The organism is Chryseolinea soli, assembly GCF_003589925.1.
GTDB classification, from domain to species: domain Bacteria; phylum Bacteroidota; class Bacteroidia; order Cytophagales; family Cyclobacteriaceae; genus Chryseolinea; species Chryseolinea soli.
Map to the genome: position 1 here is coordinate 5961171 of NZ_CP032382.1, position 25976 is coordinate 5987146.

General features: G+C 50.9%; 16 protein-coding genes. 12 read left to right on the forward strand and 4 right to left on the reverse strand.

Translation table 11 applies throughout. The annotated features are described in order from the left end of the window. Positions 1 to 243: 243 nt before the first annotated feature. The 10 genes from D4L85_RS25015 (at position 244) to D4L85_RS25065 (ending at position 19826) form a co-directional block, all read left to right on the forward strand. On the forward strand, positions 244 to 891 hold the full coding sequence (locus tag D4L85_RS25015) for a hypothetical protein (RefSeq protein ID WP_160143984.1): 648 nt from the start codon (positions 244 to 246) through the stop codon (positions 889 to 891). A gap of 1186 nt (positions 892 to 2077) precedes the next feature. Continuing rightward, positions 2078 to 6238, forward strand: coding sequence for a two-component regulator propeller domain-containing protein (locus D4L85_RS25030; RefSeq protein ID WP_119756879.1), 4161 nt, complete (start codon positions 2078 to 2080; stop codon positions 6236 to 6238). Between the two features lie 457 nt (positions 6239 to 6695). Then, a complete protein-coding gene (locus D4L85_RS25035; protein WP_119756880.1) occupies positions 6696 to 9923 on the forward strand; it encodes a SusC/RagA family TonB-linked outer membrane protein in 3228 nt (1075 codons plus the stop codon). Between the two features lie 10 nt (positions 9924 to 9933). Beyond that, positions 9934 to 11442 carry a RagB/SusD family nutrient uptake outer membrane protein gene (locus D4L85_RS25040; protein WP_119756881.1) on the forward strand — a complete coding sequence of 503 codons (1509 nt, stop codon included), beginning with the start codon at positions 9934 to 9936 and terminating at the stop codon, positions 11440 to 11442. A gap of 238 nt (positions 11443 to 11680) precedes the next feature. Next, the gene (locus D4L85_RS25045) at positions 11681 to 14242 is read left to right on the forward strand and encodes a glycoside hydrolase family 95 protein (protein WP_119756882.1); all 2562 of its coding nucleotides are present in this window, start codon (positions 11681 to 11683) and stop codon (positions 14240 to 14242) included. A 25-nt stretch (positions 14243 to 14267) separates the two neighbouring features. Further along, complete coding sequence (locus D4L85_RS25050; protein WP_119756883.1) at positions 14268 to 16235, forward strand: glycoside hydrolase family 97 protein; 1968 nt, start codon at positions 14268 to 14270, stop codon at positions 16233 to 16235. Positions 16236 to 16247: 12 nt separating this feature from the next. Further along, entirely contained in the window at positions 16248 to 17447 is a 1200-nt protein-coding gene (locus tag D4L85_RS25055; protein ID WP_174236171.1) for an alginate lyase family protein, read from the forward strand. A 5-nt stretch (positions 17448 to 17452) separates the two neighbouring features. Continuing rightward, a complete protein-coding gene (locus D4L85_RS34845) occupies positions 17453 to 17824 on the forward strand; it encodes a hypothetical protein (protein ID WP_228450974.1) in 372 nt (123 codons plus the stop codon). Continuing rightward, positions 17718 to 18659, forward strand: a complete 942-nt coding sequence (locus tag D4L85_RS25060; RefSeq protein ID WP_228450618.1) for a glycoside hydrolase family 88 protein — start codon at positions 17718 to 17720, stop codon at positions 18657 to 18659. The genes D4L85_RS34845 and D4L85_RS25060 overlap by 107 nt, the downstream gene beginning before the upstream one ends. Before the next feature lie 30 nt (positions 18660 to 18689). Further along, a complete protein-coding gene (locus tag D4L85_RS25065; protein ID WP_119756884.1) occupies positions 18690 to 19826 on the forward strand; it encodes a glycoside hydrolase family 88/105 protein in 1137 nt (378 codons plus the stop codon). A gap of 526 nt (positions 19827 to 20352) precedes the next feature. Here the strand turns inward: D4L85_RS25065 and D4L85_RS25070 are convergent. Beyond that, positions 20353 to 21777, reverse strand: coding sequence for an alpha-L-fucosidase (locus D4L85_RS25070; protein ID WP_119756885.1), 1425 nt, complete (start codon positions 21775 to 21777; stop codon positions 20353 to 20355). A gap of 431 nt (positions 21778 to 22208) precedes the next feature. Here D4L85_RS25070 and D4L85_RS25075 point away from each other — a divergent pair, with 431 nt between their 5' ends. Then, positions 22209 to 22703 carry a PH domain-containing protein gene (locus D4L85_RS25075; RefSeq protein WP_472266244.1) on the forward strand — a complete coding sequence of 165 codons (495 nt, stop codon included), beginning with the start codon at positions 22209 to 22211 and terminating at the stop codon, positions 22701 to 22703. An 11-nt stretch (positions 22704 to 22714) separates the two neighbouring features. Here the strand turns inward: D4L85_RS25075 and D4L85_RS25080 are convergent, their stop codons facing one another. The 3 genes from D4L85_RS25080 to D4L85_RS25090 all read right to left on the reverse strand — a co-directional run bounded on the left by D4L85_RS25080 (position 22715) and on the right by D4L85_RS25090 (position 25273). Beyond that, on the reverse strand, positions 22715 to 23605 hold the full coding sequence (locus D4L85_RS25080; protein WP_119756887.1) for a 3-hydroxybutyryl-CoA dehydrogenase: 891 nt from the start codon (positions 23603 to 23605) through the stop codon (positions 22715 to 22717). Positions 23606 to 23670: 65 nt separating this feature from the next. Next, positions 23671 to 24045 carry a hypothetical protein gene (locus D4L85_RS25085; protein ID WP_119756888.1) on the reverse strand — a complete coding sequence of 125 codons (375 nt, stop codon included), beginning with the start codon at positions 24043 to 24045 and terminating at the stop codon, positions 23671 to 23673. Continuing rightward, the gene (locus tag D4L85_RS25090; protein WP_119756889.1) at positions 24023 to 25273 is read right to left on the reverse strand and encodes a sterol desaturase family protein; all 1251 of its coding nucleotides are present in this window, start codon (positions 25271 to 25273) and stop codon (positions 24023 to 24025) included. Before D4L85_RS25090 ends, D4L85_RS25085 begins: the two co-directional genes overlap by 23 nt. A 39-nt stretch (positions 25274 to 25312) precedes the next feature. Here D4L85_RS25090 and D4L85_RS25095 point away from each other — a divergent pair, with 39 nt between their 5' ends. Continuing rightward, positions 25313 to 25747 (forward strand): hypothetical protein, encoded by a 435-nt coding sequence (locus D4L85_RS25095; protein ID WP_119756890.1) that lies wholly within the window; start codon positions 25313 to 25315, stop codon positions 25745 to 25747. The last annotated feature ends 229 nt before the right edge of the window (positions 25748 to 25976 follow it).

The window sequence follows — 25976 nt, forward strand, 5'->3', positions numbered from 1 at the left end:
CTCGAGGATCGTTCGTGATGAACGCGGATTCCCTGTCTTACCGTATTACGGGGCGGCCCCCCTCGGAGGCCTCGGGGCCGGGCTATCCGTTCCAAGTCCTCGCCCCGCCACACTGGCTCAACCGTCGCTGTGGGCTTTCCACTACTATCCCTGGCCGGGTGACTTGCCCCAATTTTAGAGCTGAGGCAAAGTAAAGCTTCGCCCCGTCGAAGGCGCAAAGTCCTTGGGGAAACAGCTAGCGGAGTGCCAAATGTGATTGGACCGATGACCTTTGGGGAAAGGGTCAAATACATAATTGCAACTGGAAGTCAGTTATTCGGAAACTATATGATAAATTTTATAACCGGATTCTTAGCGGGTGCATTAACGCTTTTTCTACTAAGCTTTCTTTTTAGAAAGAATCGTGAAAGAAAAGATAAATCTGAAAGAGAATATCAGTCAAAATTTTTTACGACGAAAATCAGAGATACAATCAGACGTATCATCTTCGAGTACTCAATAAAAAGGATTAACAATGATTTTCTCTTAAATATAAACTTTAAGGGAAAGACCAAAATGCAGATTATGCACAGAGCACATTTTCCAGAATTGTGCGCATCAGAAGAAGATATTGAGTTTGGATTGGCAGTTTACATTCCGACCGAGTGGTTAACGGACGAGCAAGTATTTAAATTGGAATCGATATTAATTGAGGGTTCTGAAAAGTTTGATAAATCCAGACGGCCGGTCCCTTACTATGTTCTTGATTTAGGAAGGAGGGTCCGACATGGGGGACATTTAGTATCGCGGATATTGAAAGAGCTATTTAATCCAGATGACAGTGATATCAGCTTTGAATTATTTAGCGAGGGGACTCTGCCGTATTTCTATCCAGCAAATAGGACGAATTAGTTAACTTCGACAAAGTTTTGTCCTGCGATGATGCAGACGATGATAAAAATAGTAATCAGCTTTAAGATGTGGTTTGATATACATGAAGATTGATATAATGACGCTGATTTCATTTGTGGCATGGGCATCGATAATCTTGGATGTAATCGCATTAATTTTGATTTGGCGATCTAAGGAATTGAGTTTTGTTAGTAAGATGCTGTGGGTTTTGAATATTGTGATAGTTCCTTTAGGGGGTCCCGTTTTTTTCTTTGTCCACTTGTTAATAGAGAGAAATAAAGAAGAAAAAAAGTTGAAAAAACGATTCGAGAACAGAGGATAAAGACCAAGAGCCACTGAAGGTATCTATCCAGGACCTGGCAATTGCCTGCGACATGATCCCTTCGCCAATTGCTGTACCATTACATTAAATAGACAACATGCGACACATATTTTTGACATCCTTTCTTATTGTCACATTTGCAGTGAATGCTCAACGCATTGTATATGACTTGCCAAAAAGCGTTGTAAAAAAGATAGACCAACACATATCTTATTATCCCGACTCAGCAAAATTCGTCATATTGTTCGAGTCAATTGAACCAGCCAAGTATCGGATAGCCATACTGAATGACTTTTCAAATACTCCGAATTTCAAAGACATTGATGAAACTCTTGTACAACAGACAAGCAGATTTATTAGAGTCAACGATCTACTGATACCTATGATTACTTCGGAGGATTTCCTCTTCGCAGATTTTGGAACGGTATACACGCCCGAGACGAAAAGCGAAGCGCGAAAAGTTGGCAAGAAAAAGGTAGTCTTCACTAACGAAGAAAAGGGAATAACCTTTGACGCTTCTGGTCATATCTTTTAGGCCAAGGGTTTTTAGGAATTTGAGGAAATGGAATCATTGTGACTTTTACCAAGGTAAGTATGCGAGAGGAGAGAATAGCGGAAGAGTTGATTCAACAGCCTCGTATCGTAATACCAAAGGTACCATTCTGACCGCGGCCTACTCCTTGGCAGTTAGACTCATTTACAAATAGAACCGTTGCCATACCGTGTCAATGTCAGGTCAATCCCCAGTATCCATTCTTTTAGCAATGACCCCCTCAAGATTAATTTTTCTCGCTTGTTCAAATTGCTGATAAGAAAAATCACTACCGCAATCGATTTCTCGCGGCGCAATCCTTATCTTGGAATATGATTTTTCGTGACCCGCGATCGCTTTTTCTGGCTCTCCTTTTTGTCCTGCCAGGCGGCGTTCACTGGGGTTATGCCCAAACCCAGGATTTTAGCTTTCAGCACATTACCATCGAGCAGGGATTATCGCAAAGCACGGTATACGCCGTCGTGCAAGATACCAGCGGTTTTATGTGGTTCGGAACCCGCGACGGATTGAACCGGTACGACTCGCGGAAGATCAGAACCTATCGCCATGACCTTGAAAAGGAACATAGCCTTTCCGATAATACGATCTTTAGTTTGTACATCGACTCCCGGAGCCGTTTTTGGGTCGGTACAAACCAGGGTCTGAATCTGTATGACCCCAGGACGGATGGATTTACACGGATCATGCTGGAGGAGGGACAGCAGGGAGGTAAACCGATGTCACCCTTAGCCGGTAATGCTGTCGCCTGCATGCTCGAAGATCGCCAAAAGAATCTGTGGATCGGAACGCGTAATGGGTTGAATGTGCTGAAGGCGGGAAGTACTTCCTTTTCTTTTTTACGGTTCACACACGCCGACCAGGACGCGAACAGCCTCGCCCATAATGATGTACGCTCTATTTTAGAGGATGGCGAAGGGAATCTTTGGGTCGGCACATCCGCGGGCCTTTCAAAAATAACGACCGGGCAAAACGGCACCTATCATTTTACGTCCTACCAGGTACCGGAGTGGAAACCTACCGCATCAAAAACCAACGAGATCAATTCCATCGTCGGGGATGGAAAGGGCGCCTTGCTCATCGCCACCGAAAACAGCGGACTGCTATCCTTCGATCCGAAAACAGAACAGTTCCGGTCGCTGGACTGGATCGGAAAACCGGACGAAGCCGTGCGGGTAATTTTAAAAGATAAGCGTACGCAGGACTATTGGATCGGCACGATTGGCGGCGTGTACAAGATCAATCCGGAGCAGGGTAAATTCATTAGCCTGCGGAATATTCCCGACGACCCGGGTTCGGTGAGCGATAACTCCGTGCGCTCGTTATATGCCGATCGCGACGGGTCCATCTGGATCGGTACCTTCCATGGCGGTGTCAATATGTACAGCGCCTTGTCCAGACAGTTTCAGCAAGTCGTGCAAGAAGGGAAACTTCACTTTAAGGTGGCCAGCGCGCTGGTGGCCGACACCGACAATAATGTATGGCTTGGTACGGAAGGGAGTGGGCTGTTCCTTACAAACCGCCGCAGCGGCGTGACCCGGCACTTTAAACACCTGCAGGATGACCCCCACTCCTTAAGCCACAACAATGTAAAATGCTTGTTGCCCGATGGCCACAAAGGACTTTGGGTAGGGACGATCAAGGGATTGAATTATTATGATTTTAAAACGGATAAATTCACGACGTTCCACCATCAGCCCGGCCATGCCAACGCGCTCCCGGATGATGCCGTGTATGACCTGGTGCAAGACCGCGATGGCGCCATCTGGATTGCCACCTACCGGGGCGGGCTTTGCAAATTCGATCCGCACAAAAACAAATTTGAAACCTTTGTCCCCGACGCGCAAGACAGCACCACCCTGAGCTCCGACGGGGTCACGCGGCTGCTCCTGGACACGCACCAAAATTTATGGGTGGGCACCATAACCGGGTTGAATGTTAAAGCCCCGGGCCAGAATTCTTTCCGGCGCTATATCCATGACCCTGCCGATACCACCACCCTGAGCAATAACTATATTCTTTGTGTGTTTGAAGATCGCCGGCACCGGATCTGGGTGGGTACGCGCGACAACGGGTTGAATTTGCTGTTGCCCGGACAGCGCGGATTCAAACGGTTCAAAATGCAGCAGGGGCTTCCCGGCAATACGATCTACGGTATACAAGAGGATCGACACGGGTATTTATGGATCAGCACCGACAATGGATTATCGAAACTCGATCCGGTAGATTTTTCAGTGCATAACTTTGACCGAAATGATGGATTGGTCTGCAAGCAATTCAATTTCAATTCCTATTGTAAAGACGGATCGGGCACGATGTATTTTGGAGGGTATAACGGCGTGGTGGTGTTTCGCCCGGAAGGGATCTCCGAGAACCAGATCGTACCCAACGTGACGTTTGTAAATTTTAAACTATTCAACAAAGATATACCCGTCGACCCCGCACAGGGTATCCTGGAACAGGATCTGAATTACACCCGTGAGCTCACCATGGGCTATGATCAGAACATCTTCTCCATTGAGTTTGCCGTACTGAATTATATCAACTCAGCAAAAAATCAGTTTGCCTATAAACTGGCGGGGTTTGAAGAACAATGGAACATCACCCCGGAACCTGTGGCCACCTATATGAACCTGAACGCCGGGAGCTATACCCTCCTGGTGAAGGGCTCCAACAACGACGGGCTCTGGAACGAGACACCGGTCTCCATTAAATTGAAGATCCTGCCCCCGCCGTGGAAATCGTGGTGGGCCTATTCCATCTACGTTGGCATCTTTCTCGCGTTGCTCTACGCCTGGTCTCGGTTCCATAAAAAACGGATGAAGCTCGAGCACGACCTGGAGATCGAATACCTGGAGCATAAAAAACAGGAAGAGTTGCACCAGGCCAAGCTAAGCTTCTTTGCGAATATTGTCCACGAGATCCGCACCCCGCTCACCCTGATGACCGGCCCCGTGGAGAAATTACTGGAGCAATACATCGGCGATGTATTCCTGAAAAAAGAATTGTCACTGGTGCACTCCAATACCAACCGCCTGCAACGGCTGCTGAATCAATTGCTGGATTTCCATAAACAGGAAACCGGCAATGTGCGGATTAAGGTTCACGAAGAGAACATCGTCGAGTTTATTGACGAAATACAGCTTTCCTTCCAGGAGTATGCCCAGTCGCGGAAGGTGACCTTGAATTTTCATCCGCAGGAGCCGGTACTGAAACTCTGGTTCGACCGGGAGGAGTTGTCGAAAGTATTTTACAACCTGCTGGTAAATGCCTTTAAGTTCACACCCGGTGGAGGAACGGTGTCCATGGCAATAAGCAGGGAACCGGAGTTGCCCGGCACCGATGATTTTAAGGTCAGGATCACGATGGAAGATAACGGCCTGGGCATTCCCGCCTTGTACCTGGAAAAAGTATTTCATCGGTTCTACCAGGCAGAGAATTCCGGCATGAACGGAGCGGGCGTGGGGATTGGCCTGGCGCTCGCGAAAGGTATCATTGACCTGCATCACGGTTCGGTAGTGGTCGAAAGCAAGGAGGCTACCTCCGATACGACCGGGTTCACCAGGTTCACCATTCTTCTTCCATCCGGTTGCACCCACTTTAGCACGGACCAGATCGTACCGAAAACGGAAGCGGAGCGATACCGGTGTCTCGATACGGTGCCGGAAAATCAGGCATCGACCGAAGAGACCGTCGGCAAAAAACAGGCATCCCAGGATAAGCCTTTGGTGTTGGTGGTAGAAGATAATGACGAGATCAGGGCTTTTGTACGCGATACGCTGTTGCCGTACTACCAGGTAACGGAAAGCGCGAATGGGTTGCAAGGTCTCGAGATCGCCGTCGAGCAATTGCCGGACCTCATCCTCAGTGATGTGATGATGCCCAGGATGGACGGCCTGGAGCTGGTCCATAAGCTCAAAGCAGACCCGCGCACCAGCCACATTCCCGTGATTCTGCTCACCGCCCGGGGCGCGTTAAACTACAAGCTGGAAGGGTTCGAGACGGGCGCCGATGATTACCTGACCAAACCCGTTGAGATCCGGTTGCTCCTGGTGAAGATCAAAACCCACTTAAGGATCCGCGAGAAGCTGAAGGAAAAATACAGCCGCATCGTCACGCTTCAGCCGCAGGACCAGGAGGTCGAGAACCCCGACGATAAATTCCTTCAAAAATTGATGAGCGCCCTGGAAGAGAACATCACGAATGCAGAATTCAATGTCACGAAACTCGTGCGCGAGATCGGTATGAGCCGGCCGGTGCTTTTCCGCAAGGTCAAAATGCTTACCGGCCTCTCCGTGATCGACCTGATCCGCAATGTCCGGTTGAAAAAAGCGGAGATGCTGCTGAAGCAAAAGAAATTGAGCATCTCGGAAGTGGCCTTCACCGTGGGATTCAGCGACCCCAAATATTTCAGTAAGTCCTTCCGCAACCACTATGGAAAATCTCCGTCGGAATACATGGAAGAACTGAGTTGATCAGTTTTCAGGACTCCCCAATCCAACACCCCCAATCCGCAATCGCTTAAACGCGAGCCTGCATGGATACTAAAACCTTGTTTCGTGGCCACGAAACAATGCTGAACGATTTCTACCCCTGAATTGACTGTTTTTTACCCCTGAAAGGAGGGTGGGCGCTGCAATTTTAGGTAAGGTCTGCAAACGATTTAATCGTCTTGAATATGAAGAAATCAACCGGAGCGAGCCGTAAAGCCAGGATCCGGGAGGTAATCCTCCTGGCCTTTCTTGTTCTCGCGCTGATCTTCATTTTGACCTCAATTACCTAACCAAATCCTATTTGCCATGACCCCAAAATCAGAACTACGATCGGTCCCCGGTCCGCTGCCTCGTGAAAGGTGTCTCCGCTTTTTAGACGCCCGTCCACACCGGCACGCCGGCTTACTTAATTTCTCTAAACCTATTATGTGTCGGATCTATGAATAAAAAACTACTAAGCTTTAAAAACCGGCTGCAGGCTTCTCTGGGGTTCGGATTTATGCTGATGCTCTTTTGCCAGGCCTCCCTGGCACAACAAATCTCCGGCAAAGTCATCTCCGACGACGGCGAAGCTTTGCCCGGGGTGAACGTGCTCATTGAAGGCACCACCACCGGTGCATCAACCGATGGTGAAGGAAAATTTGTGCTGGCCGTCAATGACCCCAATGCCGTGCTCGTATTTTCGTTTATCGGGTATACAACAGAACGCCGGACAGTCGGAACTCAAACGACTATCAATGTCACACTGACCGCGGACCTTCAAAAGCTGGCCGAGGTGGTGGTCGTCGGTTACGGTGTGCAAAAGAAAGTGAATCTTACCGCCGCGGTAGCCACGATTTCAGCCGAAGACATGGTCTCGAGGCAATCGCCCAACACGATTTCGCTTTTACAGGGCCGCACGCCCGGGCTTCAGATCGTCCAGAATTCAGGGCAGCCGGGCCTGGAGAACAACGACATACGCATCCGCGGGCAGAGCACCTTCAGTAATGCGGGGAACAACCCCCTCATATTGATCGACGGTGTGGAAGGCCGTATGGATTTGCTGAACCCGAATATGATCGCCGATATTTCCGTTTTGAAAGATGCTGCTTCTGCTGCCGTCTACGGATCGCGTGCCGCCAATGGCGTAATCCTGGTGACTACCAAAAAAGGGAAGGAAGGCCGTTTGAATATCGATTATAGCTATACGTACTCGAGTATGAAACCCTCCATGAAGGTGGACCGGGTTACCGATGCAGTGGCGTATATGGAGTTGATGAACAAAGCGATCGATCATTCCGGCAAACAACCTACCTGGTACTACACACCCGAAATGATCCAGCCGTACCGTGACAATCCGAATTCGGCGCAATACCCCAGCTATGATTGGACGGATGCGCTCATCCGCACGGCACCGATGCACAAGCACTTTCTGAGCTTGAACGGCGGCAAAGGGGGTACCACCTTCAACGCAGGCCTGGGTATTTTGGATGAGACCGGCATGCTGTTGGCCACGGGCTACAAACGCTACGATGCCCAGATCAACTTCAAAACCGAGCTGAGCAAGTTTGTTACTTTCGGCAGCGATATCTCGATCGCCCGCGGCAAACGGACCGATACCGCGATCACGGCGGGGAGCACGATTGCAGACCTCATCGATTTTAACGCGTCGGAAGACCAGATGCTGTCGGCCTACGCTGCGCCACCCGTTGCCACTCCCTGGCTGCCCGACGGAAGCGGAAGGTTCACGGCCTACGCCTATCCGAACCATGGCGGTAACAAAAACCCGATAGCGATTGCCACCGATGGCGGCGGCAAACGAGCCGACAACACCTACCTGTTGTTCAGCCCTTACCTGAATTTCAATATCCTCCCGGGCCTAACGGCAGATGTCCGTGGCGCGTTTAAGTTCCAGGAAGAAATGATCAAAGCCCTGATCGTTTCATCGTACGGCAATGAGTTTTTCCCGGATGCCAACGGTGTTTATAAAGCGAATGCCTCTGTCTGGAACGGTGGAACCAACTCGCTGGCCCAGCGCAACGCGCGGGAGAACCAATATACCGCGTATGCCACGTTGAGATATGATAAAACGTTTGCCGGTGTGCACCATTTCACCGGCATGGTGGGATATCAGCAGGAGAACTATCGCTACGACCGCCTCGAGGCTTATCGCACCAAGCTTCCCTCCAAGACGCTATGGGATCTGTTTGCCGGAGCTGCGGCAGCGCAAGCCACCAGCAGCAATTCCTACGAATGGGCGACTCAATCCGTTTTCGGACGAATAAACTATGACTACAAAGACAAGTATCTATTGGAATTCAGCTTCCGTGATGATGCTTCTTCCCGTTTCCCGAGCGATAACCGCATCGCATTCTTCCCTTCCGTATCGGCGGGATGGCGGTTGACGCAGGAGACGTTCATGTCGAACCTGAACTGGATGGATGAATTGAAGCTCAGAGGGTCGTGGGGGCAACTGGGTAACCAGAACATCGGTAACTACCCTTATCAGAATTCTTTGAGCATATCCAGTGAGGGCACTGAACAGCTGGATTATAATTTTGGAGGTACGATCGCGCAGGGTGTTTCCAAGCGCACCACGAATAATACAAAGATCAAATGGGAGACCACCTCCGTTGCCGACATTGGTCTTGACTTCTCTTTGTTCCATTCGAAACTATTCGGTTCGGTTGACTGGTATGAAAAGAGAACCTCGGATATTCTCCGGGCGCTGCAGGTTCCTGACCACATGGGGCTGAGAGCACCTACCATCAACGATGGCATCATGAAAAATACGGGATGGGAATTTATTATCGGCCATAAAAACCAGATCGGTAAGTTCGGTTACAGCATCAGCGCCAACCTTGAAACATACAAGAATACCCTGGTTCGCTATGGCAATCGTGAAATCGTAGGTACCAATATCCGGCAGGAAGGTTTACCGTTTAATGAGTACTACCTCTTGGTTCAGGATGGCGTTTATCAGAACCAGGCAGAAATCGACAACGGACCTACACCGTCGTACACCTCAGGGCTCCTTCCCAAACCCGGCGATCTGAAATTCAAGGATATCAGTGGTCCCGATGGCGTGCCCGATGGCCGTATAGATCTTACCTACGACCGCGTGCCGGTCAAGGGCGCATTTCCCAAATTCAACTATGGGTTTAACGTTACGGCCACCTACGGAAGCTTCGACCTCACCGTTTTTATTCAGGGCGTGTATGGTCGCAAAACATTTGTAAAAGACTGGGGTGTTTCGCCCTTCAACCAGGCTGCGGCGCCTCCAAGCTGGTGGGCAACCAAGGCGTGGGATGGCGAAGGTACCTCTAACTCCATTCCTGCCGTATACGTCGACTCCCAGTATACACCCAACAATCAAAACTCTACTTTCTGGCTGGGTAACTCGTCTTACCTGCGCATAAAGAATGTGCAGTTGGGCTATACACTCCCGGCAGCCTGGAGCCAAAAAGTGAAGATGCAGCATCTCCGCGTATTTGCATCGGGAGATAACCTGCATACGTTCACCAAGTTCTTCAAGGGCCTGGATCCTGAACGTGCAGCGCAACCTATACCGTCAACCGCTTCGTCGTTCGGAAACCAATTCAACAGCACAAGCACATCGGTACCGACCCGGGCGGCAATCTTTCCTCAGCCGACGATCTACTCTTTTGGTGTAAGAGCTACCTTCTAATTCAACACGTATGAAAAAGAATATGAAATTAAAATGGTTATGCATGGCGATGGCCACGGTGTTCATGGCGTGCAGCGATTTCCTGGATAAGAACCCGCTAACACAGCTGGATAGCGACACCTTCTGGAAAAACGAGCAGGATGTGCAAGCCGCGCTCACCGCCACCTACTCGACACACCGCACGAGCATTTTTGGCTCAGTGCGTGGCGCCAACGGGGTGGCTATGGACATCGAATCGCTTTCAGACAACGCCATCACGACCTCTAGCTACGTCAGTTATGGCACCATCCTGCAGGGAGGCGTCGGCCCCAGCACCGGCGGGGCGATCAACCAGTTCTGGTCCGACTGTTACGACGGCATAGCCAAGTGTAACTATTTCCTGGATAATATCGACGATGCTAAAAGCTTTTTGACCGATGCGAATTACAACAAGTACAAAAGCGAGGCCTTGTTCAACCGTAGCTATTATTACAATGAGCTGGTGCAGAAATATGGCGACGTGCCGCTGGTACTCTATACGTCAACGATCGACAGTGTGAGCCAGCTCAAAAGCATGCCCCGTTCTCCCAAAGCAGATGTGGTTGCCAGGATGTTGAACGATATCGATCTGGCTATTGCCGGGTTACCGGCCGATCGCTATAACGATGGCCATGCCGTTAAAGGCAGTGCCATTATGCTGAAGGTTCGGATTTTAATGAACAGCCAGCGCTTTACCGAAGCGGCGGATGTAGCGTGGTCGTTGATCGGCGATCCCGCGAACCCCTACAGTCTGTACAGGAACTATTCCGGGCTTTTCTTCAAAGAACAAAGAGCGGCCGACAACAAGGAGATCATGTTCTCGGTAATATACCAGGCGCCTGCAGATTACCATCAGTTGGATCAATACGTCGGCAGCCGGATGTCCTGCTTCCCGACGCCCCAGTTGCGCGACGCGTATGAAACGAATCCCAACACCGGCCTGAAGGATCCGCGTTTGGGAATGACGATCTTCCAGGATGGAGATCCGTGGGTGAACAACACCAAAACGGGCACCTTTAAGCAAGATGGAAGCGTGGCCGAGAGTACGATTCCGTTTACGAAAATGGCCTTTAAAAAATGGATCGATCCTACGATCCGAACGCCTAATGCTTCCACCTTGAGTGATCAGAATATTGTGAAGATGCGGTACGCCGACCTCCTGCTGCTCTATGCCGAGGCTATGTTCGAAAGCGGCCAGGGTAGTGATATCCGTGCGCTGAAGGCGTTGAACGATGTGCGCGCCCGGCCCGGTGTAAATATGCCGCCACAAGTCGTGTTGACCCGCGATAACATCCGCAACGAAAGAAGGGTGGAGCTGGCGTATGAAGGCATACGCTACAACGACATTATCCGCTGGGGCATAGCCGAAACGGTGATCCCGCAAATCGTATTTGCCGCCAACGGAGCCAAGCGGAAATTCGACGGGTATTTGTGGCCTATTCCGCAAGGGCAGATGGATATTATGCAGGGTGTATGGCAAAATAATGCGCCCTGGAATTAAGATAATGGAATCGTCCGATCGTCCGTTCCTGACAAACGGTGATTCCAGATGTTTGGGTCAGTTCAGTTTAGTGCAGTCAGGTGGAGACATCTGACTGCCTTTTCTAAAAGCACTGGCTATACCGTGAAACAACCGCCCGGCACGCTATGGAGTAGGCCATGTAAAAAGAATGTAAAAGTCTGACGTGTAGTAGGGGCGTTGTATAATTTTTTAGTCTGTGAAAGGGGAAGTGATTTTAATGAAAAGACAATTGATTTTTCTGGTATCCGTGTTTTTTTTGTCGCCACTGTGCAGTGCGCAGTCTTTAAAAACGGATCCATATCTGAAACTATGGTACACACAACCCGCTTCCGCCTGGGAAGAAGCGTTGCCGTTGGGCAATGGTAAAACGGGAGCGATGGTCTTTGGCGGTATCCGCCGCGAAAGGCTGCAGCTCAACGATAACACCCTGTGGTCAGGATACCCCGATCCGGGCAATAACCCCAACGGTCGCGTCTACCTTCCGCTGGTGCGGAAAGCCGTATCCGACGGTGACTATGCCCTGGCGGCTGCGTATTGGAAAAAGATGCAGGGACCTTATTCGGCACGATACCTCACGATGGCCGATCTCTTCCTCGATTTCATAGTAAAAGATACCGTGGTCAGGAAATACAACAGGAGCCTTGATCTGAGCACAGCCACCGCTGCTGTTACCTACGCCACGGCGGGGGCAACCTATACCCGCGAAATGTTCATCAGCTACCCGGATAAAACACTGGTGATTCGGTTGTCGGCCGATAAAAAGAAAAGCATCTCATTCAAGACCTTCTTACGCAGTAAATTGAAATATACCGTCACGGCGTCAGCGAATGATCAATTGATCCTTCGGGGCAAGGCGCCGTTGCTGGTCGCTAACCGCGAGGCTGAACCGCTGCAGGTTGTTTATGACGATTGGAAAGGAGAGGGGACGAATTTTGAGGTCCTCTTGAAAATCAAAGCCGAAGGCGGCACGGTACAGAAGCAGGATACATTGCTTTCGGTGTCCGACGCCGATGCCGTCACACTCTATCTAACCGAGGCGACGAGCTTTAACGGATTCAATAAATCGCCTGGCCTGCAGGGTAAGGATGCTGCGGTGGAGGCCCAAAGAACACTCGACGCAGCAACGGCTAAAACATGGGCGCAACTGAAAGCCAGACACCTTGCCGACTACCAGGCATTATTCAATCGTGTTACACTCGATCTGGGTACCGACCCGGAAGCGATGAAACTTCCTACCGATAAACGCATGTTGCGCCTGAACGAAGGGAAGCCGGACCCCCAGCTTCAGACCTTGTATTACCAGTTCGGGCGCTACTTGTTAATCGCCAGCTCCAGGCCTGGAGGGCCACCCGCTAACCTCCAGGGTATTTGGAACGACCATGTCAAACCACCGTGGGGAAGCAACTACACGACCAACATCAATACCGAAATGAATTACTGGCTCGCCGAAAGCACGAACCTGTCGGAATGCCACGAGCCTTTATTGGATTTTATACAGCAACTGGCTGTCAATGGCGCGGAAACGGCGGCGGTCAACTACGGCATTACCGAAGGATGGTGTGCCCACCACAATGCCGATATCTGGGCCAAGACTTCCCCTCCGGGCGGATACGAATGGGATCCCCGCAGCCAGGCGCGGTGGGCTTGCTGGCCGATGAGCGGCGCCTGGCTGAGTACACACCTTTGGGAGCATTACCTCTTCACAGCGGATAAAACCTTTTTAAACGATAAGGGTTGGCCGGCGATGAAAGGCGCGGCACAATTCCTTTTGGCGTGGCTGGTGGAGTCACCCGACGGCTACTTGGTGACGAACCCTTCCACATCGCCGGAAAATGTATTTAAAGTGGAGGGCAAAGAATACCAGGTCAGCATGGCCACGACCATGGATATGGCCATTACCCGTCAGCTTTTTGAGAATTGTCTGAGTGCAGCAGCAGCCCTGGGGATCAAGGATGAATTCGTCAGAAAAATAGAAACAGCGACAGCAAAACTCTATCCCTACCACATCGGTCAGCATGGTCAATTGCAGGAGTGGTTCAAAGACTGGGATGATCCCAACGACAAGCACCGGCATTTATCGCACCTCTTTGGTCTCCACCCCGGCAACCAGATCTCACCGGCGCGTACGCCGGAACTGGCCGCAGCCGCAAAACAATCGCTGACCCAACGGGGCGATATGAGCACCGGCTGGTCCATGGCCTGGAAGATCAACTGGTGGGCGCGCTTACAGGACGGCGACCATGCTTATACGATCTTGAAAGAAGGGCTCACCTACATCGACCCGAAGCAAAAAAAAGAAACGATGGGTGGGGGAGGAACGTACCCCAACCTTTTTGATGCGCACCCGCCTTTCCAGATCGACGGCAATTTCGGAGCTACCGCCGGCATGACGGAGATGCTGCTGCAAAGCCAGGATGGAGCGTTAAGCCTGTTGCCGGCGCTCCCCGGTGAATGGAGAAATGGAAGCGTCTCGGGACTTAAGGCCCGCGGTGCTTTTGAAGTAGACATCACCTGGAAAGACGGAAAGTTGCAATCCGCCACCATCCGGTCGAAGCTCGGCGGTAACTGCAGAATACGTTCGGCCATCCCTGTGAAAATCATAGAGGTCACGGCGAAGAACGCGGAGGGCAGCAACCCGAACGCCCTTACACAGGCGGCGAAAATTCCGCCCTATAAAAAGAACGCCAACGCATCGTTGCCTGAGCTGAAAACCGGCGAGGGCTATGTGATCGACGTGGACACTGAAAAAGGAAAACAGTACACACTTGTTCCAAAATAAACTACACACTATAAAAACCGATACTATGTTTGCCAGAACGATTGCCCCCCTGGGGATTTTTATTTTACTCCTTTCTTTTTCAGCCGTGCAGACCGTGCAGGGCCAGGGATGGGATGTATCCTCACCGGATAAGAAAATTAAAGTGAGCATTGCCACAATCGGAAACCGGCTGAGCTATTCGGTTTCCTACGCGAATACGCCGGCGCTGGAGTCTTCCCCCCTGGGTATTGTGCGCGACGATCAGCAGTTCTCCGAGAACCTGAAATTTATTACGGAGACCACGGCGGCCATCGACGAAACCTATACCCTTAGCGTTGGCAGGAAACTGCAGTGCCGCAATCAGGCCAACGAAGTTACCTTGACCTTCCAGAATGAAAACAAGGAAAGCGTGCAGCTCATTTTCAGGGCGTATAATGATGGCATGGCATACCGCTACCATTTTCCGGAAACCGATAACAACCCGCACAAGATCATTCGCGAAGAATCCGGTTTTGCGATTGCCAGGGATGCCAAAGCGTGGATACAGCCATACGATATGAACGTGCGGAAGAAACCCTGCTATGAGGCATTTTATGAAAATGGAATTGCCGTCGGCAGCCCGTCTCCGAACCCGGCCGGGTGGGCATTCTCCGCGTTATTCAATACGAAAGGCCTATGGGTATTGCTGACAGAAGCTGGCCTGGACGAAACCTACCCCGGCACGCATATGGAAGACAAAGCCGGTAATGGAATATACACCGTCCGCTTCCCTGAGAAAGAGGAAGTCACAAGCGACGCAGATCCCGAACCAGTCTCCACCTTGCCGTGGACAACGCCGTGGCGTGCTGCCGTGATCGGTCCGTCGCTGGCGACCATTCAGGAAACATCGCTGGTGACCAATTTGAACCCGCCATCGGTGATCAATGACGTTTCGTGGATCAAACCCGGAAGATCGAGCTGGAGCTGGTGGTCGGCAGGAGTAACCACCCGGGATTTTGAGGTGCAGAAACAATACATCGATTTCACCGCGGATATGAAATGGGACTATGTGCTGATCGATGCCGGCTGGCCCGAAATGAAAAATGGAAAGATGGAAGACCTGGTGAAGTATGCGGATTCAAAAGAAGTCGGTATCGTATTGTGGTACCATTCCGGAATGGGCCGGGAAAAGGATACGCTGAGCTATGCCAACCTCATGGCCTTTCCGGAGGCACGGAAAAAAGAGTTTGAAAAAATTGCCGGGTGGGGAGTGAAGGGTGTTAAGGTCGACTTCTTCGACGGCGACAAGCAGCCCGTGATCAAGCGATACTACGATATCATGCGCGACGCTGCTGCCAATAAGGTCATGGTAAATTTCCACGGCTCCACGCTGCCGCGCGGGTGGGAGCGTACCTATCCGCACCTGGTGTCCATGGAATCGGTAAAAGGCGCGGAAGGCGCCGGCCGGCAGGAATTCTGCGATCGTGCACCGGTGCATAATACCATTCTTCCCTTTACGCGTAATGTCGTAGGGCCAATGGATTACACACCGGTAACATTTACCAATAAACGCGAAGCCAAACGCCAGACGACCTTTGCGCATGAGCTTGCCCTTTCGGTGGTCTTTGAATCCGGTGTATTTCACTTTGCCGACAATATGACGTCCTACCAGGCGCTGCCGGAAGGACCGAAGAATTTTCTCCGCCAGGTGCCCGTGGCCTGGGATGAAACCCGCTACGTAACCGGTATCCCCGGAAAATATGCCGTGGTCGCCCGGAGAAAAGGAGATGCGTGGTACATCGCCGGAATCAACGGTCAGGATGCCGAACAGGAGATCGCATTCGATCTTCCCTTCCTGAAAAAGAAACGCGCCCTGACCCAGATCACCGACGGTCCCGAGGCCGGAACATTTGCTACCACGACCATGAAAACCAAAGGCAAGAATATCCGCATCAAGCTGATCGCCAAAGGCGGCTTTGTTCTTTATGCTCCTGAAGACACTGTAAACACGAAACAAAATGCAGCCAGTAAATGAGAGTAGGCTAGTATGAATGCCCCCGTACGATCTCTTGCATTTCTGCTGTTGACTGTCTGTGGACTGTGGACCCACCCCACGCACGCCCAAGGCGATGTCATGAAGGAATGCGCAGCCGTACTCAAGGAGCAAATCCTGGCACAGGCCGCGTGGGCGTTGGCACAGGAACCCGTTACGATCACGGCGTCGGCATCGCCCCGGAGTGCAGGGGGCAAACACGATTTTTATTCGGAGGGAGATTACTGGTGGCCTGATCCGGACAATCCCGGCGGCCCTTATATACAACGGGATGGCCAGAGCAACCCGGATAACTTTGTGGCCCACCGTCAGGCCATGATCCGCTTCAGCAAGATCGTCGGTGCGCTGGCCTCTGCGTATTTACTGACATCCAACGAGAAGTATGTTGTGCATGCGTGGAAGCACGCCCGGGCATGGTTTGTAGATACCACTACCCGCATGAACCCCTCGCTTCTCTATGCGCAGGCGATCGGTGGTAAAGTCACCGGCCGGAGCATCGGCGTGATAGATACCATCCACCTGATGGAGGTCGCGCAGGGACTCCTGGTGATGGAACGCTCACCCGCGAATAACAAAGCCCTGTATGCTGCGATCAGAAACTGGTTTTCGGAGTACCTCGTATGGCTGACGACCCATCCTTATGGCAAAGAGGAAATGGCCGCTGAGAATAACCACGGCACCTGTTGGGTGATGCAGGTGGCTTCTTTTGCAAAATTTACCGGCAACCAGGAGTTGATCGGGTTTTGCAGAGAGCGCTATAAAACGATTCTGCTTCCCGGTCAGTTGGCGGCAGACGGAAGTTTTCCACGGGAGCTAAAGCGAACCAAACCGTATGGCTATTCGCTTTTTAACCTCGATGCCATGACCACCATCTGCCAGATCCTTTCGGATGAAAAGGAAAATCTTTGGACCTATACCACACCGGAGGGCAGGAACATCGAACAGGGTATTCGCTATATGTTTCCGTATGTGCAGGATAAAGGTAAATGGCCTTTGCCGAAGGATGTTATGTATGGGGAGCAGTGGCCGGTAGCGCACCCCTTTCTTGTTTTTGGAGCCGGGGCGTTCCATACGAAGGCGTGGTTTGAAACCTGGAAAAGGTTGGACCATTTGCCTGTAGTGGAAGAAGTAGTGCGTAATCTCCCGGTTAGAAACCCGCTCCTCTGGCTCGACGCATCGAATAAAAGAAACTAAACGATATGCGGATCAATTCCATTAGCGTAGCCCTCTTCCTCCTCTGTTCAGCGATGACGAATCGCGACAAGGTCATTTCCAGATCCTTTGTGCTGGCCGAAAAACAAGCGGCCGTGATGCTGAAAGAAGTGGAAGCCGGTGTTGAGAAAAGCAGAAGCGAGAATAAAACACCCGTACCGGTTGGGCCCCGCACCTTGAAGGGCGGTGAGCTTGTGCTGGTACCCTCGCGGGATTGGACCAGCGGTTTTTTTTGCGGGCGAGCTTTGGTATTTGTACGAATATACCGGCAAAGACGAATGGCGGAAAAAAGCGGAAGAATTTACCGCCCGGATGGAACCGGAACAATGGAACCGGAAGACGCACGACATGGGATTTAAAATGTACTGCACCTATGGCAACGGCTACCGCCTCACGAAGGATGCTTCGTACAAAGCGATCCTGATACAATCCGCAAAAACATTGAGCACGCGATTCCGGTCGGCCACGGGGGTTATTCGTTCGTGGGATCACAGCCAGGACCGGTGGAGCTACCCGGTAATCATCGATAACATGATCAATCTCGAATTGCTTTTCTTCGCCACGAAAATTACCGGTGACTCCTCGTTCTACAAGATGGCCGTAAGCCATGCGAAGACCACGCAAAAAAATCATTTTCGTTCCGATTACAGTTCTTATCACGTGTTGGACTACGATAGCGTAACCGGCAAGGTGCTCAAGAAAAACACACATCAGGGCTACAATCATGAATCGGCCTGGGCACGGGGCCAGGCCTGGGCGCTCTACGGCTACACCATGTGTTATCGCGAAACCAAAGACCGTTCGTTTCTCCGGCAGGCGGAACAGATCGAAGGGTTCATCTTTAATCACCCCAACCTGCCTGAGGATCTTATTCCCTACTGGGATTTCAATGCACCGGGTATTCCGAATGAACCGCGCGATGCTTCCGCCGCTGCCGTGATGGCCTCTGCCCTTTATGAATTAAGCCGGTATAGTACCAACGGAAAGGCGTATCGCGCCAAAGCCGATAAAATTGTTGAAAACCTGGCGGCGCACTACACCTCTCCGGCAGGAGCGAACAAAGGATTCATACTGTTGCACAGCACAGGCTCAAAGCCGGCAAACAGCGAAGTGGATGTGCCCCTGAGCTATGCCGATTATTATTTTCTCGAAGCCCTGCTGCGGAAGCAACACCTCGATGAAAATAAACACTAACAACCCCATCTCCATACCATCTCTTCTCAAATGACAAAGACTTCCATACGCGTACTGCTCGCGATTTTATTCGTATCGTCAAAATTGCAGGCACAGTCTGTTGCCGTCGCTGACCTGCAGAACTGGCCTAAAGGAGCTTCACCGCTGGAAATTGGAAAACGTGTGGCCGATCGCTTCATCGCTACGCCCCACCCGAATTTTGGACGGCCCACACCACCCAAGGTCATTACCTACCCGGAAGTTTGCGCCTGGTATGGTGCGCTTAAATTTTCGCAGGGGAGCAAAGACGAAAAATTAAAACAAGCGCTGGTAGCGCGTTTCGAACTTTTCTTTGGACCAGAAGCGAGTATGGTACCCGTGCCGGATCACGTAGATTATTGTGTATTCGGGTCCATACCACTGGAGCTCTATACGCAAACCAAAGAGCAACGGTACCTGGACATGGGAAAAAATATGGCCGATAAGCAATGGGGGCCTCCGGAAGGCCCTCGTGTAAAACCGGAGTCGCAAGGGTTTTATGACAAGGGATATACCTGGCAGACACGTTTGTGGATTGACGATATGTTCATGATCACCGCCGTACAGGCACAAGCCTTTCGCGCTACCGGCGACAGAAAATATATCGACCGGGCGGCGCGGGAAATGGTGATGTACCTCGATTCCCTGCAGCGCGACAATGGCCTTTTCTATCACGCTCCCGATGTTCCGTTTTTCTGGGGCCGGGGCGATGGGTGGATGGCTGCCGGAACAGCAGAGCTGCTTCGTTCGGTGCCGGCCGATAATCCGGATCGTCCGCGAATTATGGAAGGCTATAAGAAAATGATGGCGTCGCTCTTAAAATACCAGGATGAAAAAGGGATGTGGCACCAGTTGATCGACGACCCGGAATCCTGGCCGGAAACCTCGTGCACCGGTATGTTCGCCTTCGCCATGATCACCGGGGTGCGGAACGGCTGGCTGGATCAGAAGACCTACGGGGCCGCTGCACGGAAAGCCTGGCTTGGGTTGATTTCGTATATCGACGAAAATGGAGACATCCGGGAAGTGTGTCAGGGAACCAATAAAAAGAATGACCGCCAATATTATCTTGACCGGCAACGTATCACAGGCGATATGCATGGTCAGGCTCCGGTGCTTTGGTGTGCTGCCGCCCTTTTGCAAAAGTAAAGAGCCCAACGCCGTTGTTGGTGTTCTTCACCAACAACATTGACTGCGAATCCCTATAAATGATCGAGCCACCATGTTATGACGGTCTTGGCCAAGAACATCAATGCGGGCGGACAAATGAAAGCCGTAACCGCCGGTGTAATGTCGGCGCGCGAGCAAAGGGCTTGAATCGATGGGTGTGGATATAAAGACGTGAGACTGCTCACAGAAATCTGGACTTATTAAGGCCAAGGCGCAGCTCATGGCGCCGGTTAAGGCTGGCGCGGTGTTGTTTTGTCGGCCCCCCTCGGAGGCCTCGGGGCCGGGCTATCCGTTCCAAGTCCTCGCCCTGCCGCACCTGCCCATCCGTCGCTGTGGGCTTTCCACTGCTATCCCTGGCCGGGCGACTGGCCCATTTTTAGTTGAGACAGGGTAAGATCTTCTTTCCGTCGAAGGCACAAAGTCAAACACCCCCGACGTATAAAAAGCTGTGGCAAGAAATGTTGCTATCAAAAAACGCATTGAAAAATCAGGAGGCAGTTTCTTTTCAATCAAGTTCCCCTGCTTTCATCTTTTCCTTTTTACCGGCGACTACGCCATCCGTCATTCCTTTCAGCTCAAGTTTGATAACCGTGGCAACCGGATCAGAAGCTTTTTCAGGTAGTGTTATCACCAATCCCATTTCGTCTGTTTTTGTTTTCACGGCTTTACCATCCGCCAGAAGTTTTGCAGACGTGATCTTGTTCTTCAACCCAGGCACCACCAGGTGGCCATCTTTTGGCCATTCAAAGACGGACAGATAAAGCGTTGTGTTCCCGTTTTTCTCCTTGCGGGTGCAACGTCCCCACGGCAGTGGCGCCAGCGGACTTGCCTTCGTTGCATAAATGGATTCGCCGTTTACTTTCATCCACGCTCCGATTGCCTTCAGGCTTTCGACACTTTGGATTGGAAATTCTCCATCCGCTTTCGGTCCTACGTTCAGTAAATAGTTTCCGCCCTTTGAAGCAATGTCTATAAGATTACGGATCATGGTTTCAGAACTCTTCCATTTATCCGCATAGCTTTTATAGCCCCATGTTTCGTTCATGGTCATACAGGTTTCCCAATCTTTTCCATCCAGCTCTTTCAGGTCCGGGATGCGTTGCTCCGGAGTTTTATAATCGCCGGGAAAATTCGGGCGCTTCAGCCGGTCGTTCGTAATGATGTTGGGTTGCAACGCCAATACTTTCTGGAATTTTTCGGCATACTCATCGGTCATGCCTGTTGGTGTATCCCACCAGAGAACGGCTACGTCGCCATAGTTGGTCAGCAGTTCTTTTACCTGTGGCACGGCTACTTCGTCAATATATTCCGACATTGTTTTTGTGGTCTGCGCCGGATCCCAATGGCCGCTGTTGGCAAGCGTGTATGCATCGATCCGCGCGCTGTCCGGATTGTCCCATCCCTCTTTTGCTACCTTTCGCGCCGCTGCACCCCCTGGGTTGTTCCAGTCTTGTGCGTGAGAATAGTAAAGGCCTAATTTGATCCCGTATTTATGGCAGGCTTCCGCCAACGGCTTGATGAGGTCCTTTCCATAGGGAGTGGCATCCACCATATCCCATTTGCTGGCCTTCGAATCGAATAAAGCAAAACCATCGTGGTGCTTGGCGGTGATGACGATGTACTTCATGCCGGCATCCTTCGCCATTTTCACCCACGCCTCGGCATCGTATTTTACAGGGTTGAATTGTTTTGCAAACGCCTGGTAATCGGCTACGGGAATTTTCCCGCGGTTCATGATCCATTCGCCAATGCGGTTGATCTTCTGACCGTTATACGTACCGGCCGGCACGGCATAAACGCCCCAGTGAATGAACATTCCAAAGCGTGCCTCACGCCACCACGCCATGCGCTTATCGGTGTCCGTGGTTTGCGCAAAGAGCGCCTGGGTTATGCTGATGATGGTGATGGTAATTAGAAAAATCTTTTTCATGGGGCCATTCGTGTTGGTTCCTTGTTGAAATCAGTTTCCCTCAGATCTCGCAGATGGCTGCAGATCAAAGACAGGAAAATCTGCGATCATCTGCGGGAAAAAAATTAATACTCCTGGTGTATTAGACCCGCTACCCAGTGAGACGAAAAAAAGTGAGAACCACCCCATCCTTCTATGTAATTATTAGGGGGTATTTGGAGGGGAATTGGCCATTTATAAAATCCATTACACAAAGGGCAAAAAGGCGACACAAAGAACTTTACAGCGATCCGTATTCTATGAAGAAATTTTTTATGTCACCCTGTAAGGAGTTTACATCACGACAGATGTTTATCTTTCCAACGAAGCCCGGGCAAGAATGTCTTTGAAAAATGATACTCGAATATAGATTAAGCAATAGGCAGCGCTGGAAATATATTTTCCTTCCCTTGATGAAACTATTGGCTGTAATGGTGATGATCACAATCGTGGGTGCCCTGTGGTTTGATGTAAGAACAGATCACTTACTGTTCGTAGCTGGTTTTACGTGGTTGTGGGCCTTTGTAATGCATTTTCTGCCGTTGTTGATCATGGCAGTCCGCCATAGCCGGCGAAGTGCGGGTTCGTCGTTTGCGATCGATACGGTGAACAACACCTATCACTATGAGGAAAAGGATAGGTCGCTATCGTTTCGATCCGATGAAATCGACAAAGTAATCGTAGTGGTTTCTCCGCCGAAGTATGATCAACGGATGGATATCAGTGGCTTTGGTTATTTTTTTTATTGGAAGATTAAGCTGGCGAATGACAGGACGTTGTCAATTTCATGCATGCTCTTCGATGTTGATAGTTTTACAGGAAAGGAGCTGACGCGGGAAAAGCAATTGTTTCCCATCCCGCCATCCAATCAGGGCCTTTGGCTACCGCGAGATGGAAAGAAGGGTTGATGATAGCTTGATCACTTTTTGAATTGAGGTGCCACCACAAGCTCCTTACTGCCCGCCGCGTAAGCATAAAATCCTGTCCCGGATTTCACACCACGATGCCCGGCCTGCACCATATTCACCAGCAGGGGACACGGCGCATATTTCGGATTGCCAAACCCCTGGAACAGTACTTGTAAAATGGCCAGGCAAACATCCAACCCAATAAAATCAGCCAGTTGCAACGGCCCCATAGGGTGGGCCATGCCCAGCTTCATCACCGTGTCGATCTCTTCCACACCGGCCACGCCTTCGTGCAACGAGCAGATGGCCTCGTTGATCATTGGCATCAGGATGCGATTGGCCACAAAACCAGGATAGTCATTCACCTCGACCGGGACTTTGCCCAGGGCGCGCGAAAGCTCCATCACCGTTTGCGTCACCGCGTCGGTCGTCGTGTAGCCCCGGATCACTTCCACCAGTTTCATCAGCGGAACGGGATTCATAAAATGCATGCCGATTACTTTCCCTGGCCGTTTCGTAACCGAAGCGATCTTCGTGATGGAGATGGACGATGTGTTGGACGCAAGTAGGGCTTCAGGTGCAGCGTGGGCATCGAGCTCCCGGAAGATATTCAATTTCAGATCCACGTTCTCCGTGGCCGCTTCCACCACCAGTTCGGCCTGGGCAATGCCCGCCTTCAGATCGGTGAACGGAGTGATCAGCGACAATGCCTGTTGTTTGTTCTCCGCCGTCAACGTGGCCTTTTCCACCTGGCGCGACAGGTTCTTGTCGATAGTGGCCAACGCTTTTTTCAGGGCGTCTTCCGACACATCGATCAGCGATACCTTGTAGCCATATTGAGCAAAAACGTGGGCGATACCATTTCCCATGGTGCCCGAACCGATAACAGCAATGTTCTTCATGCAAAAAGGATTTTAGGGTGCCTGATTACGGAGGCAATATGGGCAAATGCCGCTAACGGAAAAAATCAATCCTCGATGGCAAGCTCCTTGGCCAGGCCCATGGCATTGAACCGGATGGCCAGCCGTTTGGTCCCCGGCGTGGCCGATGCACAAGCGGGGGCGGGCTGAACAAAATAGTAGAAGAATTTCTGGTTGCGCTTATACAGCTCGTTCTGATCCGGCTTGCCCAACACGGCCACGATGTCGTCCTCGCTAAGGGCCAGCAGTTTATCCTTTTGTTGTTCGATCAACGCGGCCATGGCCATGCGCTTGTCGCCGCAGGCATTCTTGTCGTCTTTCCAGGCGGCGAGATCGACACCGTCCAGGGTGGGCAACGCTTTGCCGCACGACCCGAGCAAACTTCCCACAACCACCACACTAAGCCAAAGCCATCTGCGCATATCTCTTTTGAATAAAATAAAACCAGCTGGCCGAGATCAGAAAGTAGGCAGCGGCGAGCAAATATAGCCAGGAAGCCCAGTTGTTCATAAAACAAAGCACAACCAATAGCCCCGGGAAAACAAAAATCCGCACCCACTCCAAATACTTTGCCCAGGCCCGGTTCTCGAACAAAACCCCGGCATTGACCACGACCACGCACACCAGCAAGCTGATAAACCCCTTTTCGGCCAGCGAAAACTTCCCGGCATTAAAAAGAAACAACGCGGTGCCTACCAGGCAAAGCACATATTGAAAGACCACGTAGTAATTGAGCAGGGCAGGAGCGGGGGTGTCATATTTCTTATAGGTCGATTTGTCAACCGGCGGCGCCGGCCGGTAGCCCCCGAGGTAGTCGGGTAGCCAGCCTGGCTTTTTGAAGAGGTAGCGGAACTTGTCATACCACTTCGGGATGCGTTTCAGGTCGTGCGCCATTTCCACATAATGGCTCACGTTGGCGAAGACCGGGTTCCAACTGTTGATGGGTTTGGTGATGCCATAGGTCGGCTTCTCTTCTTCGGGTTGAAAGGTGCCGAACATCTTGTCCCAGATGATGAGTGAGCCCGCATGGTTCTTGTCGATGTATTTCGGATCGCGTCCGTGATGCACGCGGTGGTGCGAGGGCGTGTTGAAAACATACTCAAACCATCCCATTTTGCCGATGGTCTCGGTGTGGATCCAGAACTGATAAAGCGTGTTTAGGGCCGATACAAGCGCAAAATGGAGCGTGTCGAACCCCAAAAAAGCAATGGGAAGGCTAAACGCAAAGGTCCACACCACCTGCAGCGAGCTTTGCCGCAGCGCCACCGACAGGTTGTATTCTTCGCTTTGATGATGCACCACATGCCCGCCCCAAAACAGGTTGATCTCGTGGCTCATGCGATGGGCCCAATAGTAGGCCAGATCCACCAAAAGGAATAAAACGAGCCAATAGATCACTTTCCCGCCGGTGGGCAGCGTCCCGAGGTTCCACGAAAAGAAGGCAAAATTTTCAAACAGGACCTGGTAAATGCCGATGGCAAAGATCTTCAAAAACAACCCCGACAACTGCGAGGTGATGCCGCAGCTCAGGTTGGCAATGGCATCGGGCAAGCGGTAAAGATCCTTGTGGGTGAATCGCTCCACCACCAATTCAATCCCGATGAGAATGAAAAAAATAGGGATGGATAAAACAATCGGGTTTACGTTCAAGGCTATTTATCCTTTAATTTGCACCCAAATTTAACAAACATGGGGTTAAAGATTTTAAAGGGCATTTGGTTTCTTTCGGTGATCGTGGTAGTGGTAAATGCCCTGTACGTTTATGCAAGCCTTCCGGAACATGTTGTTATTCAGGAGGAAGCAACGGGCATGACGGCCATTGGCCGCGACCCGTTCTTCTATGGCGCCATCTCCTTTATCATCCTCACCAACGCCCTGGTCTTCCTCATCGCCAAAGTATTTGCCCACCGGCCCGACTTCCGGACCTGGTTTTACGGCTTTATGGTGGTGCTGAATATCTTTTTTGTGATGTCATTGAGCTTTATATCCCTGTACAACAGCAACGAGAAATTCGACTACAGCCGGATCGATTTCGCGATCTATGGAAGCGTGGCCCTGATCGTGGTGTGGGCCCTGGCGTGGCCGGTATATAGCCTGTACAGGAAATTTGCAGTTAAATCTTAGATTAATACAATGTTTTTAAGTGTCTGACTATCACTAATTTATAGTGATATAGTTAATGTATTTTTACAAATTAGAAACATGAAAAACGCTGGAACTGATTTCAAAAATTGTTTTATTCGTCGCGAATTGATCCATACGTTCAGGAATGCCCCCGGAAAGATGATTTCCGTGACTTTTTAAAACGCAAGAATTGATTTTTTGAGCTTGTATCATTCTTTAACTTATTCCG